Annotated in this window: 14 protein-coding genes; 4 read left to right on the top strand and 10 right to left on the bottom strand. The window is 36.3% G+C overall.

Features of this window, described 5'->3' with window-relative positions; genetic code table 11:
* The first annotated feature begins 143 nt into the window (after positions 1-143).
* The 4 genes from AAG807_RS10910 (at position 144) to AAG807_RS10895 (ending at position 3,146) form a co-directional block, all read left to right on the top strand.
* Positions 144-1,136, top strand: a complete 993-nt coding sequence (locus tag AAG807_RS10910; RefSeq protein ID WP_341903581.1) for an IS110 family transposase — start codon at positions 144-146, stop codon at positions 1,134-1,136.
* A 166-nt stretch (positions 1,137-1,302) separates the two neighbouring features.
* Positions 1,303-2,064 (top strand): Rossmann-like and DUF2520 domain-containing protein, encoded by a 762-nt coding sequence (locus AAG807_RS10905; RefSeq protein WP_341903578.1) that lies wholly within the window; start codon positions 1,303-1,305, stop codon positions 2,062-2,064.
* Position 2,065: 1 nt separating this feature from the next.
* Positions 2,066-2,584: a 3-deoxy-D-manno-octulosonate 8-phosphate phosphatase gene (locus tag AAG807_RS10900; RefSeq protein ID WP_341903575.1), complete on the top strand. Its 519-nt coding sequence runs from the start codon at positions 2,066-2,068 to the stop codon at positions 2,582-2,584.
* Positions 2,585-2,771: 187 nt separating this feature from the next.
* Positions 2,772-3,146 (top strand): GxxExxY protein, encoded by a 375-nt coding sequence (locus AAG807_RS10895; protein WP_341903574.1) that lies wholly within the window; start codon positions 2,772-2,774, stop codon positions 3,144-3,146.
* Between the two features lie 102 nt (positions 3,147-3,248).
* Here the strand turns inward: AAG807_RS10895 and AAG807_RS10890 are convergent, their stop codons facing one another.
* The 10 genes from AAG807_RS10890 to AAG807_RS10845 all read right to left on the bottom strand — a co-directional run bounded on the left by AAG807_RS10890 (position 3,249) and on the right by AAG807_RS10845 (position 15,515).
* The gene (locus tag AAG807_RS10890; protein ID WP_341903572.1) at positions 3,249-4,229 is read right to left on the bottom strand and encodes a hypothetical protein; all 981 of its coding nucleotides are present in this window, start codon (positions 4,227-4,229) and stop codon (positions 3,249-3,251) included.
* Positions 4,226-5,497 carry a DUF748 domain-containing protein gene (locus AAG807_RS10885; RefSeq protein ID WP_341903570.1) on the bottom strand — a complete coding sequence of 424 codons (1,272 nt, stop codon included), beginning with the start codon at positions 5,495-5,497 and terminating at the stop codon, positions 4,226-4,228. The genes AAG807_RS10890 and AAG807_RS10885 overlap by 4 nt, the downstream gene beginning before the upstream one ends.
* A 229-nt stretch (positions 5,498-5,726) precedes the next feature.
* Entirely contained in the window at positions 5,727-6,596 is an 870-nt protein-coding gene (locus tag AAG807_RS10880) for a YkgJ family cysteine cluster protein (protein WP_341903567.1), read from the bottom strand.
* Between the two features lie 329 nt (positions 6,597-6,925).
* On the bottom strand, positions 6,926-7,330 hold the full coding sequence (locus AAG807_RS10875) for a hypothetical protein (protein WP_341903564.1): 405 nt from the start codon (positions 7,328-7,330) through the stop codon (positions 6,926-6,928).
* Position 7,331: 1 nt separating this feature from the next.
* A complete protein-coding gene (locus tag AAG807_RS10870; protein ID WP_341903563.1) occupies positions 7,332-8,753 on the bottom strand; it encodes an RHS repeat-associated core domain-containing protein in 1,422 nt (473 codons plus the stop codon).
* A gap of 941 nt (positions 8,754-9,694) precedes the next feature.
* A complete protein-coding gene (locus tag AAG807_RS10865) occupies positions 9,695-10,282 on the bottom strand; it encodes a hypothetical protein (protein ID WP_341903560.1) in 588 nt (195 codons plus the stop codon).
* A 1,656-nt stretch (positions 10,283-11,938) separates the two neighbouring features.
* Entirely contained in the window at positions 11,939-12,358 is a 420-nt protein-coding gene (locus AAG807_RS10860; RefSeq protein ID WP_341903558.1) for a hypothetical protein, read from the bottom strand.
* Between the two features lie 300 nt (positions 12,359-12,658).
* Complete coding sequence (locus AAG807_RS10855; RefSeq protein ID WP_341903555.1) at positions 12,659-13,177, bottom strand: hypothetical protein; 519 nt, start codon at positions 13,175-13,177, stop codon at positions 12,659-12,661.
* Positions 13,178-13,747: 570 nt separating this feature from the next.
* Complete coding sequence (locus AAG807_RS10850) at positions 13,748-14,152, bottom strand: hypothetical protein (protein WP_341903552.1); 405 nt, start codon at positions 14,150-14,152, stop codon at positions 13,748-13,750.
* Positions 14,139-15,515 carry an RHS repeat-associated core domain-containing protein gene (locus AAG807_RS10845; protein WP_341903549.1) on the bottom strand — a complete coding sequence of 459 codons (1,377 nt, stop codon included), beginning with the start codon at positions 15,513-15,515 and terminating at the stop codon, positions 14,139-14,141. Before AAG807_RS10845 ends, AAG807_RS10850 begins: the two co-directional genes overlap by 14 nt.
* Positions 15,516-15,550: the final 35 nt, after the last annotated feature.

Raw genomic sequence — 15,550 nt, 5'->3', positions numbered from 1 at the left:
AGAAAAAATCTATTTTGTGTATTAGACCTCACTTTCTCCGGGACTTTTGACCAATTAGAATCTTAAGCGTTTGAGGGCTTATTAAAGGTTTTAGTCTATGTCCCTTTTTGGTTCAACAGTTTTTACTCATTAAACCCAAATTTATGAAAACATTTTTTGTTGGAATAGACATTTCTAAAGATTGGTTAGATGTGGCTATTTGTGATGAGACAACCTTAGAGATTAGTGTTTCCTGGAAGTGTGACAACACCGTTGAAGGGATTGAGAAAATGATCAAAAAGTGCTTAAAGCGCACTTCTAAAAGTCAGATCTGGTTCTGTTTTGAGCATACGGGCAACTATGGGCTTCTTCTTTCAAGCCTTCTGGAGGCAAATGAAGCAAGTTATACAGCAGTTCCAGCACTTGAGATCAAGCGGTCCATTGGAATGACAAGAGGAAAGAGCGACCAAGTGGATGCGGTCCGGATAGCAACTTATGCTGCGACCCACAAGCTGAAACTAAAAGCTTCCAAACTTCCTGGGAAACAAATCCTAAGGGTAAAGTACCTACTTACACACCGGTCCTTACTTTTAAAAACCTGTGTACAGCTTCAAAACAGTCGGAAAAGTATGCTCATCGCCAGTAAAATGGTAGAGTTGAAGGACGTGGTCACTGATCTTGAAAAGCGTATTGCAGATCTGAAAGCACAAGTAACCGCCATTGAAGAAGCAATCAAAAAAGAATTAGAAGCAGATGACAGCCTGGCAAAGACTTTTAAAAAGATTACATCTGTTAAAGGCGTTGGGTTGATGATTGCTGCAACCATGATCGTTTGCACAAACAACTTCTCAGCTTTTGAGAACCCAAGAGCGTTCAACTGCTATGCCGGGCTTGCTCCTTTTTCATTCAGTTCAGGATCAAGCATACAGGGAAAGACCAAGACCAGTGAACTTAGGAACAGAACTATGAAAACATTATTATTCAATGGTGCAAATTCTGCTGTTTTATCTGATTTTGAACTCAAAAATTATTACAACCGAAAGATCAAAGAAGGAAAACACCGAATGGTTGTAATCAACGCTGTTGCCTGCAAAATGGTCTATCGGATCTTTGCTGTGCTGAAAAGAGAGGAACCGTATGTCAATTTAATGAGATAATATTTGGATATATCGAAACCTTAGAATACACTAAGATCACGAGGAAAATTTGTTTTTTTGAATACTGTAAAAAATCCTCGTGTGCTTCGTGTCCCTTGTGGTTAATTGTATCTACAATGTGCATAAGGGATTTAACCAGTTTATGAATAAATGATAACTTTGATCTATGAGCCAAAAATTAAAAATTGGAATTGTAGGAATGGGAAATGTGGGAATTCATTTTCTCCAACGCCTGATTGACTTAGGATATTCTCATGTAACTGTTTACTCACGTTCAGGAAACAACCTGCCTGATTCCATGAATGTGAAGGATGTTCAATTCACCAATGATTTCAAGGAATTCATCGACTTCGACATCGTGTTTTGCGCAGTGAACGACAATACGATGCTGGAGATGATCCAACTCGTTTCAAAATACGCACCGGTGGTTTCTGTTTCCGGAACGGTCAACCTGAATCACCTGGAAACAAAATATCCGGTAGGTACCTTCTACCCTTTGCAAAGTTTCAAATCGGATCAAAGTATTCATTGGAAAGGATTACCGCTTTTCATTGAAGCGAAAGACTCCAAATTCAATGCTTTTCTGATGAAGCTGGCAAAAGAGTTCAGTGGAAATGCAATCGAATTGTCAGATGACAAACGCCAGTACTTGCATGTTGCAGCCGTATTTGCCAATAATTTCACCAATCACATCATCGATCTGGCAGCACATTACTGTGACGAACATCAAATTGAATTTGACTGGTTGAAACCTTTGATCAATCAGACCATGGAGAAAATCCAAACGAATAATCCACACGATATTATGACAGGTCCGGCAGTGCGTAATGATCAAAGTACGATCAAGAAGCATTTGGAGTTATTGGAACCGGATCAGAAAAACATTTATCAGACATTGACAAAAAGTATCATCAAACACCACAAATAATATGATTAGCTACAAAGAACGGCTGAATGACATTTCTACGTTTATTTTTGATATTGACGGTGTATTGACAGACGGGATGGTTTTCCCTTATCATGGAGAACTCCTGCGCGGATTGAACTCCAAAGACGGATACGCCATTCAGTATGCAGTCAAAAAAGGATACAAGGTATTTATCATCACAGGTGGAAGCTCGGAAGATGTCAAAACCAGTTTGTTGCATCTGGGCGTATCGGAAGTTCATTTGCGCTCTTCTGATAAGGTCAGAGTTTACGAGAACCTAAAGGAAAAACACGGATTCAAAGACAACGAAGTCTTGTACATGGGAGATGACCTACCCGATTACCAAGTGATGCAATTGGTTGGGATGGCTGCTTGTCCACAGGATGCTGCAATTGAGATCAAACATATTTCGCACTATCAATCTCCTTATTTTGGCGGCAAAGGATGCGCTCGTGATGTGATCGAACAAACCTTAAGGGTTCATGATAATTGGTTTCACGAAGAGGCTTTTGTGTGGTAAAATGTGTGCCACGAATTAGCTTCGCTGAACGTTGTTTCACTAATTTCAGCTCGGCTAACGCGCTCACACTTTTGAGCCCCACACCACGCTTTTCTTTTTAACTTAGTTTTCAGAGATATGTCAATAAGTTAAGATTTTAGTATTTCTCTACTTGTTTCAAATGAACTTTTTTATTATCTTAAAGTAAATGAAGCAATTAGTATTAGAAAGTGAAGCCTATGAAATTATAGGTTTATGCATGGAAGTCCACCGAAATCTAGGACATGGTTTCTCCGAAATTGTCTATAAAGATGCATTGGAGTATGAGTTCAAACGAGAGAAAATTCTATTTAATCGGGAAAAGGAATTCAAGGTTCATTACAAGGATATCATTCTACCTCATCATTTTTATGCGGACTTTGTAATTTTTGACTCCATTATTTTGGAAGTAAAGTCTACTAGCCAACTCACGAAATCACATTATGCACAAGTCATTAACTATTTAGCAGTTTCAGATTTGCCACTTGGACTGTTAGTCAACTTCAATGAAGATAGTCTCAAATACAAAAGGTTTGTTCTCTAACTCAATCAGCTGTTTCAATATTAAAATAATAATTTGCGAGCGTGTTAACCGAGCCAATAATTCGTGTATTCGTGGCAAACAGAATTATGCTACCGATTTGGGTTATTTATCCCGTCTATCTTCTCTTTTCTCTTCCCTCGCGTCTTTCCGGTCTTCCCTCCTATCCTGACGATCCTCCCTTTTCTTCTCCCTTTTTGCTTTTTTCTTCGCCTTTTTCTTCACCTCGTTGACTATTTCCAGTTTACCGGAACCAAAAATCACAACCGGAATCCGTTTCATTTTGCCGATATCCAGATAACCGCTGATCATCACCCGAAATGGCAGGCGGTCTTCATCCCTAACTATTTTCATCATGGTTTTTCCGGGATGGGTCATCTTAAGATTTGCCGGGAATTTCAAGATCTGAGACGACTGTGGTCTGATTGAAAGATCATGATATTTCCCCTGCATGGTAAAATCATTGCCAATTGTCATTTTATATTGAAGATCGTGAAGATCCAATGAAAGATTCTTTCCCTCGTTGATTAATTCCAGGAAAAAATCAGCCGTGACTCTCTTCTTAAACAACTTCACTTCCAAATTCTCGGTTTTTACAAGCCGGAACCTGGGCGGAACAGGTACTTCGATCTTCTGGCTTTTAGCAAACGGCACCATAAACCCCGAATAAACGATCATCGCTTCAATTTCAATCCCGGTCGAATCCTGGTTTTGCAGACTCATAATCTTATTCCTCGTGTGACTGATCGGGATATTGACGGAAAACTTCACCGAATCCGACTCTCCACTTTCCTGTCGCAAACCGATGTACTGACTTACCGAAACAATTTTGGTCCCGCCTAAAGACAAGTTACAGATAATGCTATCAATACTCATTTGGTAAGGTGCCCTGTTTTTCACAATCATATTCACTTCAATAAAGGCGGTATCAGCATGTAAATCTGCCTTTATCAAGGTTATTTCCTTCACCTCAGGAATTAAGAGATTGATCATTCTATGCCGCTGGATGAAGAAATAAATGGCATAACCAACTATTCCCAGTATCAGGATCAACAGAACGTGCCTAAATCGAAATTTCAATGTCATTTTTTCTTTTTTCGTTCATTTTTACGCTCTTCGCGTTTTTCCTTTCTCGCTTCTCTCTTTTCTTTTCGCGCTGCCTTTTTTTCCTGATTTCCTCCGAATAATTTTTCCAGGAACGTTTTCTTACCACCTTCGTTCAGGTTATTGATACTGATCGAATTATCCACCGCAGGGCGCAGCGCATGTAAGAATGCATTACGCAATACATAACTGATCGCCCCCCATGTATTCAAATTTGCTTTATCAAAGGTTCCGTTGATCTGTAGTTTGGTTGCAAGCTGTTCCTTTTTCTGGTTCTGAAGGACCTCAGCCGCACTGGCAACCAACGTTTCCCAAAGAATCTGTTTGAAATTCCCTTCTTCTTTCGTCCACTGAACGACGTCCAAATCTCTTAAGAAAGGTTTCACATAGCCACCGAACTTTTCTTCTTTCGTTGCAAACTCACCATACAGGCTGAAGGTTCCTTTCTTCACATCGAAGTTACCATATTCCCGGAGCATATCGTTCAATAAAACAAGGTGCAGGCCATTCAGGGAAACATTCATATCAAAGGTCGGGACTTTTGCCAGTCCGTCGAACTTCGCATTCAGGACAAACTTCCCTTGATATGCTTCAGCCGTCGCCTTCAATGTTGCCGGAAGCAATTCCTTGCTGTCTGTTACATTCGTGAGGTTGGTGGCCGTTATATTGATATTTTTCATGGCAATATCCAGCTTCGGCTTGGCCTCCAGATCGCGGAAATGCACCTGACCGTTGTGAATATCGAAGCGGTTGATGGTTACCGGCATCAAATCATCCACCAATTGTGCGAAATCTGCCGTATCCGCTTTCATATCTTCCCCTTTGTGCTTGTCCTTCACAAAATTGATCACAGGCTCTTCGACACTAATTTCCCCTACTATGGAACCTTTAAAAATGGCACTCCACTCAATGGACAAGTCGATTGAAGGAGATTTGAAAAAGGGAATCGTATCCTTTTTGGCACCTTTATCCACTTTCTTCAGGATTTGGATGTCCTTGATTTCGTATGCTCCACGATACAAGTGGATATCGATATCATCCACGTGACCGTAATATTCTTCCAGGTTCTCGAGTTTTCCGTTTACGTAGTGCAAAACGATATAAGGTAAGAGTAGTCTGAAAATAATCAGTGTAGCCAAGATGGATCCCCAAATAATGCGACGTTTTTTCCTGCGTTTTTTTCGTTCTTCCGGAGTCATCGCTTTCTTGCGCTCTCTCCGACTCATTCTTGGTGTTTGTTTCTTCTCCATGGCAATCGTTTTTTTAATTGTGATGGCAATAAGTGCAAACCCAGTTAGTAAGTGTCAGTTTATAGCAAAGAAGGTAAGTCTATTTTTCGAGGGAAGACGTTAAAATACTCTAATTACGAATTTTGAATGCCGAATGATGAGTTACTGTAGTTCGGAAACTTTGTGATACGTTCAGGAGAGTTTCACACTTGTTCCGCAGATAACACATCTATTCCGGATCATTCGTAATTTATGACTCTTTGGCTCCATGACTCTTAGCAATGTCAATCCAATGCTCGGACAATCCTTTGGCGTCCGCTCCGATTGCGTGTGCTAAAAACAAAGCCACTGCCATCATCCATTTAGCGGTTTCCCGAATGGAATCGAAGGTTGTCAAGCCCGTTACTACTTCCTGAATCTTTTTATTCAGGAGCTCATCGTGAGCTTCAATAAATCCAACCACTTCACCGGTTGGTTCTTCTAACTCAGGGACCATTAGTGCATCCAGCCATTCATCCGGAATCTCCTTTGCTAAGGCTGCTGCATCCATTACTCCCAATTTCCGCCAGGAAGTAAGTGTTTCGGTATCACCTGATTCAGACAAACCGGTATCAAGGAGCAATTCGAAGGAAATATCCGCCAGATTCTGCATGATCTCCAGATAAGTATCCTGCGCCTGTTCAAATAAAGCGGCTTCCTGTCCAACCAGGTATTCTTCCACGGTCAGTTTGGGTAAACCGAGTACTTCCGGACATTCTTTCAAACAAGGAAATTCCGCACCTTCATGGATATACTCTGCTGTTCCATTTTGAATTTGCCGGCCTAAGGGAAATAAGCGGCAAGCCAATGGTCGTGCCGGGTGCACACTGCATCCTCTTCCATCTTCATACAAACCACAGGAAGATTTCCCTGTGTGATTGGGTAAGCCGTTGAAATGTAAAACAGAACCGGATTCGCGGGTGTATTTATCCCGGAATGCTTTCGAAGACATTCCTTTCGCACGTGCTAAACGCATCAACTCCCAAGGATTGAGTCGTACTAAATTCCCATGACAGCAGGTCCCTGAGCGGGAGCAAGTTAAGGAAAGGGAATCTGAGAGACTTAATACTGTGTTTTGCAATGGGAGGAATTAATGTGGTAAAGGTAGGAAAAAGAAAGTGTACCTGATTTGGCATAAATACATCTGCACTCGATTCCATTCCTTTATTCTTCCGGCAATAGGTAATATATTTACTTTAAGTTAGTAAAAAAGTAGATTTAAAATACAGGGATAAATCTTGTTTTTCTTATAAAAAAGTTGTGCTCTGGTTAGAGCTAGCACGAGTATGATCCCGAATTATCGGGACAGGTCACTCGCGCTAGCTTGGGGACCAAAAAGAAAGCCCTTCCGAAAATTCGAAAGGGCTTCTAAAGTCTTATTTCAATAGCAGATAATTTTAATACACTACCCTACCTAAGAACACCACTAATTTCAGAATCCGAAACTTTTACAAATAGATATTGTATTCTATCTGAAAAAAATTCAAGTGTATCCTTATCTAATTTAACAACTTTCAATTTTCTAAACCCCGACATGTTCAATTCTTGATTTTCATTCCAAAACCACTCCTCATTTATAATAGCATCTGATGGCAGAGAATCAAAGCTTGTTTTTTTGTTAGAAAACAATTGATATTCATGATTTTTCTTAAAAACAAGGTGTGTAAAAGGTCGTTCGTAATTTTGAACATTATTAAAGTTTACTTCTCTTAATTCCCAATATTCCCCGGTCTCATTAATTAAAAACCTGGATTCATCATTAGAGCAAGAGTTTAATAAAAAAATGATGATAAAAAAAGATCTTATTGATTTCATTTTAGTTTGTTTTAATTGGGGTTGATTTTACTTCATAAGTTGACTTTCCAGTAGTATTATCAAGAGATACAAATCTAAATGAAATGTGAAATCCATATTCTTTACCTTCATTTGCATTGAAATAATCAATCATACCTTGTATTTTGGCCTTATCTCCTGCTTCGTCAAAACTATCTGATAGTAAATTCGCAGCATCTTGCAAATGTTTCGCATACGATCCTATATTACCTGCTTTAAAATCTGCGGAAGTTCTTTCGTATGTTGATTTATCTTCTATTTGTCTTTTATAAACTTCGACATGTACCATAAGACCATTGAAAGTTTTATCGTTCTCGGTAGAAATCCCGTCTTCTACATCTTTTTGATGCAACCTTTCATGAAAAAGTGTACTTATTAAATTGTGATAATCACTCAAATCCTCATTGATTCCACCATTGGTATTTACGGTGACTTTTTTAGACACTAATTTGCCCCCTACAGTTTTCGATAGTGTTTGTGCCATGGTACTATTAGTTTTTGCCAATCTCTCCAATCTAACTTTACCCGACACCCCGGCTTTTTTCGCATACCCACTCATAACTCTCTCAACAACATATCTTTGTGTCTCGGTTTTAATTGGCATATCTGCAAGCAATGTTTTACCACTCTTATCAACTGATAACACATAAATATTATGAGTACCATTATTGTTATATTTCTTACTCATTTCTCTATTGTAGCTTCCATCTGCATTATAATAATCATCATCTCCACGAGGATCAACGTAGATTATTGGATTATTATTAAATCCGTCGTATGGACTTCTATGCTCTTTAGTGACAGGATCAATACTTAACCAACGTCCTAAACGGGGATCATATTGTCTAAACTCAGTTGAATAGCTATTACCACTACCTTTCACCTCGTCGTCCTTTTCCATGCCATTAAATCCATAACGCAAACGCTTCACCGGGTTTCCACTAACCGGATCCAATAACTTGAGGTTTCTATTTTCCAAGGTCACTCCAAACGGAGAATAATCCGTTGACTGACGAATATCTGCCAGGAAGTAATCCACAAAACCATTTCCATCATCATGTGGAATCGCTTTATCCGAAATCACACTTAATACATTCCCTAAGTGGTTATTCAATTCGAAATTCCTGTTCCCGATCGTATGAATAATGTTATCCATGGAATAGGATGTGTATTCGGAAGCCAATACCGGAACAACCTCCGTTAAGATTCCCAACCTGGAAGCTCCATAGATGTGTTTCTCTACCTGCTGATAGCTCACACTTTCTTCTGTTTCATTTACTGCTCGTTCATAAATACTCAAAACATTTCCCTGAGCATCCAGGATATAGTAGCTCGATTTTTGAAGTACATCCTCATTATTATAAACATGTTTTGCATCCCGATAGCTATCGGGACGGTGCCCCATTCCCTCGGGCTGCGGCGCGAGTTCGTCTGACCTTTGCGTCGGGGCTGTCATAGTCGAAAGATGGGATTCTGCGGAATAATTCACTTTTTGAAAATACTAAAAAATGAAAAATGATTTCACGCTTTTGAGAAAATATTTTTTTTGTAGGATCCACCAACTTTTTAGATACACTACGTACGTGCTTTTTGATTTTAAGATCACTCTAAGAACGAAAAAAGGTGTTCGCATGGAACACCTTCAGTTATTTCTACTTGTTTTTAGATTTTAAACAATAGGTAAAGACCTGATAAATAATAAGTTATGGTTCTGTCTTTTGAAAATCAACTTTTTGACGACACTACCTCAAGAATTGCTCAGGTGCAGATTTGATACACTACCTAATTATGTTTTTGAAAAAGTGTTATCAACATGACTAAAACATACCGCTATTCTTCGTCTCCAAAAGCTATCACTTTTTCTTCTAAAGTTTTAGACGTAGCTGAGTGGATATAGAACTATTTTTTATTATCCAATAAATAAAAAATAGTTAATCTAGATAAAACGAATCCAAAATATATAAAAACAACGCTTTTCGCCAAGAAATCATAAATTTTCATTTCATCCCTTATTAAAAAAAAGGCAAGTAATGGTAAAAAGATTGAGGTACCTATAACCTTAGAATTTATTTTTTCCTGATAACAATAAATTACCTCCAGCAAAATTAGAGCTGACAACAGTATCAACCCAAAAATAGATGAAAGATTAATGAAAGGAAATGTGAGCAAAGCTAGAAGCTCAATAATTAATAATATTTTGGACAAACTCATGATTTGATTATTTGCTACTTAATTACCTAAAATGAAAAACCAGATTAATATTGAAACCTGTTTTTCAATTAATTACACTCCCAAAAACGCTTTAGGTGCAGAAGGGTATATTACCCAATTTTGAAACAGCACCTACTACTTTAGTAAATCATCAATTTCCGCATAAACATCTTGGTATTCTTTATTCATCTTTAGCTCTTTTAATGACAGTCTAAATTCAAAATCTTTTTTTACAATTCCACCATGATTTTCCAAAAAATGAAAAAGCAAAATAGCCTCCTTTAATAAGAAATAAATATTAAATTCCTCGTACTCAGTTGATAGTTTCACTTTGATTGGTAGAGTCGTTTTAGTTGAGTAATGTGTGAATTTAATTTTTGTTTCAGCAGTAATTTTTTTAAAATGAACTTCTTTTTCTTTTAAGAAGTGTAAATATCTTAAATGAAAACTATCTATATTGAATGAAATCGATTTGAAAATAATTTTAAATCGTCTATTCAAAATATAAATTGAATAAATCATTGAGATCAAAAACAAAACTCCTCCGATTATTAATGTTTTATGATTATTGAATATCCCCTGACTAAAACCTAAGATTATTATTATAGTATCGAAAATAATTTCCCTTAAAATTCTATTCCAAAACTCTTTTTTAATTAATTTGAGGTCTTGAGCGTATTCACTTTCAATCATTACTTTGGTTTGCTTTTTCAATTGATTCATAATCTTTTAACACTTTTGTAAAGTTTTTGACATACATATCAAAAGCATCAAATGATTTGTTATTTGCATTGATCCAAGATGCCACTAAGCCCGCACTTGAGATAGCATCTGAAAGAGCATCTACTGAATGTCCTCTAGTTCACCACCTTTTTCACTCCCTAAACACTTCTTTTCTTGTCCAAATCCAATATAAACCAAGCAAATATTAGAATATAATCTAAAAAGAATAATACTGATTGCAAAAATTCATCTCCAAGATACTTGTATGTACTAATAAAAAGAAAATAAAGTATAAAAAGCTTCCCGAAATTTGGCTTTCTTGTCACCCCTAAGCCATAGCTTGAAATAATAGGTTTTACTACAATAACAGGGAACAAAATCATTACAATAAGTATACTCGTATACATAATATAACTTTCATTCCATTTACCAATCAATGTTAATGCAGAAATTAAAATAAAAATAAGCACCTTGAGATATTTCATTTTTTTACTCTAAATTATTCGAATGTATAGTATATTTCTGAATTTCTGAATTATCATATCTGGAAGAAGATTTACCTCCATTGGTAATATCTAAATAATCCGTTGGATTTGTATGATGAAAATCGTGTTTCAAAGATTCTGTAACACATTTTGTGAGACAATACGAGCCACCAGCAAACACACCTCCCGGTAAATACCCTGGGGCGTTCAAACAATGTGTTTTGGTTTTCCATATTATAACTTATAGAAAGTAATTTTTGACAACACTACTGCTGTGACAGGTAAGTACTACCTAAAATGAAAAACCAGATCATTACTAAAACCTGTTTTTCAATTAATTACACTCCAAAAAAACGCTTTAGATGCAGAATGGTACATTACCATATTACTTACTAGCTCTGCTGCAAGTTTATCTGTCTTTTCTATAAAAAACAATAAATAAAATAATACAGCATAAACTAATAATCAATGCTATCCCGTTATAAAAAATATTAAATCGGGGATAATCGCTTAATGCAAAATATAAAAACAGCAATGAAGCGATTAAATAGGATTTTTTACTCATTCCTTGTTTATCGATGTTTTAAAATAAATTCCTACTATAAGGATAACCATTCCTTGCATAACCTGTGTTTTTTAAGGTTATTTGTCAACTGCATCATTGGGAGCTTCATAATAATCTAACTACCTTATCTCACCATTAAATAAAACCCCATTCTTCTTATACACTTCAAAGTTAACAACTAAAGTGTCCTTTTTATTTATGAACCTTATTACAGAATCATTCTTTCGTTTTTTCATGATCGTTTCGTTCTTCACTACAAATGAATCTATTAAGTGTATTACTTCATCTTCTTCAAATTGACAGCCCCCCTTATACCCCGAGAATATATAATAATGAAGACTATGTTGAATTGTTAGATCACAAATCGTATCAGAAATAGAACTATTGTAATAGGCAAAATCGCTGTTAGAAACAGCACTTCTAAGACGTTTAGTTGGGGATTCTACAAAAAAGAATTGATAGACCAGTGAACATAATAAACAGGACAATATAAAAATGTTCAATGTGATTACTTTTTTACTTTTAAAGAAACTATTCATATCAATGTATCCTTGTATTACCTTGCATATAACCTTTAACTGGCGCGAGTTTGAGAGAAATCAGTATTCAGTTATTATCCATACGAACTCCAACATATCGTTCTTTCATTTCCTCACTTTCGTAGTATACAATCCTGCCTTTTTCAAGGATTAGAAGATGTCCGGATCCACTTCCAATAATTTCACTTAACGCTTCTTTCAAATCCATCTCGGTTCCATCCATACTTTTATCCTCCGACATCACGTGGCATCGTTTAGCTGAAGTATGCTGTTTCATCTCATTCAGAACGAATTCAATTTCACTATCATTGCTCATCGATGGTACTTTCTTAAAGTATCTCAAATCCAAATAACGTGTAAAATGAGCCAGATAACCAAAGCCCTCACCTATATTTCGATCTGCCATTAATGCCAAAACACGTGGTCTTCGATCTTTCAAAACAAATCGTTTGATTGCTTCTATTTCCAAGTCTTTTTTATTGTCCATTAGATTTTCAATCTATATTTATTAAGCATTTGAAAATACTAAAAATGAACATTCAATTTCACGCTTTTGAGAAAATATTTTTTTTGTAGGATCCACCAACTTTTTAGATACACTACGTACGTGCTTTTTGATTTTAAGATCACTCTAAGAACGAAAAAAGGTGTTCGCATGGAACACCTTCAGTTATTTTTGCTTGCTTTTTGTTTCGAATAAATTTAAATCGTTGATAGATAATTATTTGTGAATAGCTTTTCCAAAAACCACCTTTTTGACGACACTACCCCTTTTTGATAACATTACCTAACTTGGCATTATTGTCTTTCTAAATAAGAAAATTACCGGATCTACTGTATACGTGATTTTTTTATTAGAATCCACATAGGATGACTTAAATACATTCTTTTTTGACCTTAGGTAAACGTCAAATACAAAAGGATTTGAATCAGGTTCAATAAACAATTGAACTTTATTTCTACTTACTTGATCTAACACTTTCATATTATCACTTACAGGATCAATCGTAATCTCATAATCCTTGTTTAAATTAGGAAATTTCTCACTATGAAATAGTACTCTAAGGAAAATAGTATCCCTGGAAAACTCAAGCAACTTTTTATTATTCTTATCTAAGAATTTTAATTTTTCTAAAGGATGATGGCTTTCTGAATTTTCTTTCAAGTCCAGTGCAATATCATTACTATAAATAGTGTCTATTTTACTGTATTCATTATTAACCTTTAAATTTCTAATCTCTTTTGCTTTATGGTTACATCCCATAATTATTAACAAAAGCGCAAATACACAGATACCTATTTTCATTTTTAATCATTTTAATTGCTTGATTGTGGGACTATTGGTGGAAACAACTTTTTTACCTGATGGATTCGTCCAAGTATGTTTTACAACGGTATTTCCTCCAAGAGTGTCTCCACTGAATCTTTCGTCGTCGCTTGCACCGTAATTTGTCCCACTATATCCATTAGGACTATCATCTCTTTCCCATGTAATAGTATTGGAAGCAGTTTTAGCATTTCCTGGAACTACTGGGAAACTTAATAGTATTCTTTTTCAAGAAAAAATCTATCAACGTATTTATCACTAATTTATCCGAAGAAAAAACTGAAAAAACCTCCATATCACCTTACCATGTCAATTAATTTTGATTCGTCTTTGATCATCGTAATCCCTTCTCCCATCAAAGGCGCTCCTCCTTCAAAAGCAACACTTTTTCTCCTAGTCGAAAATGGGATTCTACGGATAGTTTCACCGTTTGAAATAGCTTTTCATTAGAATTTTATTAGGATTGTCAATTTTTCAATTGAAAAACAGCGTGTTTTGATTACCTCTATTAAATATTAGGTAACGATTTGATGCACTACCACAGCACCCTTAGTGTAAGCTAAAACGTTTTCTGTAATATTTCGATTTACGAAACATTTTAATCAATTTACGCTCTTTACCATCCTTAAAAAGAACAAGATATATAAGCTTATTCTTTTTATGCAATTCATATGAATCATGAACAATAAAGGTATGATAACCTGATTGATAAGAATACTTAACTATTGCAATTTTTTGGTTGGATTCATTTCGTATACTTGTTGAATCATATTTGTCATTCATTTCCTTGGATAAATGAATTTCCAAATAGTCTAAAACAGTATTTGAAACTGACCTCTTAACCTCCATTCTCAAATCAATTTGCCCCACTTTACTTTCATAATATTTACGTTCTCCTTTTTCACAGGAAGTCAGTATTATTAGAAAGAAAAATAATTTTTTAAAATTTTGCACGGTATCTCCTTTTATCTTTTACTTTATTCCTTTCTTCATTACTTAAAACATAAGACTTTGTTTCTTTCATTTCAGCAAATTTTTTAAACTGTTTGATGGTTTTCCTAATAGCTCTATCAACATGTTTTCCCATAGTACAATCCATGTCTGGGTGTTCATATTGATGTCCATCTTTTTCCGCATCCTCTACATGATCCTCATTTTCTTTGTCCAGCCATCTAGTTCCCTTATGGACTTGAGCATCTTGAATAGTATGCAATGCTACTCCAAGTTCTTTCAACTGTCCTTCAGTCAACTGTTCAACAGGAGTTTGCATTAAGCGATTTATCACCTTATAGGCTCCCTCAATTACAACTACATTTCCTGCATCATCTAAAAATTCACCGCCCCATAAAGCACGTTTTACGGCTTCTACTGTTGAAATATTCTCCCAATAAGTCCTCATCCCATGAATACTTACTGATTCTATTTTCTCATCAGACTGCGCATCTTTTGTACTAGAATAATCAATATTTTCTTTATAGTACATTTCATCAGGGTCTAATCCAGCCTTACTCATCATTTCTCTATTAAGTAAAAGCATTGCTCCGCTGAATATCTTCCAATCTGGGTGATCTGCATAGACTGATGATAGATGTGCTACTTTTTTAGATAACTCAACAGAATAACCTAGCTTTATCATTATATTATACGTAATAATATAATGCAATGCTACTGGGTAATCTCCATTTTTATCACTTAAAATAATGGGAGAATTCACTGCATATGAATATGGAGACATTTCTGGGAACTTGGTTTGATAATTGTCTATCGACAAAAATCTTCCTAATCTGGGATCATACATCCTTGCTCCAAAATCATAACTATCTCCAGCAGCATTTCCAGTCGTTCCTGAATGAATCTCATTGTCCATTTCCATGCCATTAAATCCGTAACGTCCTCTTGCAACTAAATTGGAAGTTGCAGGATCTGTTAATCTCAAATCCCTGTTATGTAACATCACTCCAAATGGCGAGTAGTCTGTCGATTGACGCAGATCCGCCAACCAATAATCAATTGTTCCACCGTTGTTGTGTGGGATCACTTTGTCTGAAATGACACTTAGTACGTTCCCCAAGTGATTTGTCAACTCGTAGGTCTTATTCCCAAGGTGGTGATGGATATTCACCATGGAATAGGTATCATTCAGGGTTCCAAGTAATTCTATCCGTTCCGTATGGACACCGAGGCGGGAAGATCCATAGATGTGTTTCTCTGTTTGCGTATACGATACACTGGAGCCACCCGAGTTGATCACACGCTCGTAAACACTCATGGTACCTTGCAACTTTCGCACTAACGCTTGTCGTTGCTGCGTCTTCATTCGTTGTCGCGAACTCTTTTCCTAGACGTTGTTTG

The organism is Fluviicola taffensis DSM 16823 (genome assembly GCF_943372375.1).
Lineage (GTDB): Bacteria > Bacteroidota > Bacteroidia > Flavobacteriales_D > Crocinitomicaceae > Fluviicola > Fluviicola taffensis_A.
The sequence above is the reverse complement of the archived record's forward strand: the minus strand, read 5'-3'. Positions and strand labels throughout refer to the sequence as shown.